The sequence below is a fragment of the Zoogloea oleivorans genome, from assembly GCF_008107625.1.
Lineage (GTDB): Bacteria > Pseudomonadota > Gammaproteobacteria > Burkholderiales > Rhodocyclaceae > Zoogloea > Zoogloea oleivorans.
Genome location: NZ_SDKK01000001.1, coordinates 1 through 1,201, shown reverse-complemented (window position 1 = coordinate 1,201; position 1,201 = coordinate 1). Strand labels below are relative to the sequence as shown.

General features: G+C 64.9%; 1 protein-coding gene. It reads right to left on the bottom strand.

Annotated elements, in window-relative coordinates; translation table 11 throughout:
• Positions 1-1,129, bottom strand: a 1,129-nt coding sequence (locus ETQ85_RS00005; RefSeq protein WP_148577380.1) for a Fic family protein, incomplete at its 3' end; no start/stop codon positions are given.
• Positions 1,130-1,201 lie beyond the last annotated feature (72 nt).

Genomic DNA, 1,201 nt, shown 5'->3' with positions numbered 1-1,201 from the left:
CCGACGGCGCGGGCTCGGCGTGCAGGGAATAGCCAGTGCTGCGCCCTCCTCCAGGTGCTTTGTGCAGGATGCCGAGGGCAATCAGTTCGTTGATGTCGCGCAGCGCGGTGTCGGGCGAGCACTTGGCAATGGCGGCCCATTTGCTGCTGGTGAGCTTGCCGTCGAAGCCATCGAGCAGGCGATTGAGCAACTTTGACTGGCGCCCGTTGAGCGGCGTGCCCGCCCAGCGCTGCCAGAAGTGCGCCTTCATCAGCACCGCATCCAGCGTGTGCTGGGCGCTATCGACGGCGCTCAGCAGCATCTCCAGAAACCACGCCAACCAGGCCGTGACGTCCAGCGTCGCCTTCTGGGTGCGCTCCAGAATGGCGTAATAGTCCTTGCGCTCCCGCTGGATCTGCGCCGACAGGCTGTAAAAGCGCTGCGGACTGCCATCGGCCCGGGCCAGCAGCCAGTCGCCAACCGCGCGGGCGATGCGGCCATTGCCGTCATCGAAAGGGTGCAGCGTCACGAACCACAGATGGGCCAGCCCGGCCTTGAGCAACAGAGGCTCGGGCGTAGTGCCGTTGGCCCATGCCAGAAAGCGGGCAATCTCGGCCGGCAGCCGGGCGGCCGGCGGTGCTTCGTAATGGACATGCTGACGCTGAATGGGGCCGGAAACCACCTGCATCGGGCCATTGGCATCGTCCCGCCAGGCACCCACACGGATGGGCGAAAGGCCGCTATAGCCCGTGGGAAACAAAGCCGCGTGCCAGCCGAACAAACGCGCCTCGGTGAGTGCCGCATCACCCCGTCCGGTGGCGTCCAGCACCATCTCGACCACGCCCTCGACGTGACGGTCGGCCGGCGCAAGGGCGCCAATATCCACTCCGAGCCGACGCGCAATGGATGAACGTACCGACTCCACCTTGAGCTGTTCGCCTTCGATCTCGCTGGTCTTGACGACGTCTTCGGTGAGGGCCGCCAGACTGGCCTGATCACGCAAGGCCAGGCCCACATCGGCCAGACGCCCAAGCAACCGCCCCTGCGCGTGACTGACCTTGATCAAGGGATCAGTAAGCGCCGCCAAGTCATAACGCCAGGCAGGCCAGTCGGACTCCTGCCACAGATACCGCTTATCTCCGCTTTCCATACGGAGATTGTGCAGGGCAATCTCCGCAGCAGCAAGCTGCCGAGCCAGACGAGGTTGTGGGTCGGACTTTAG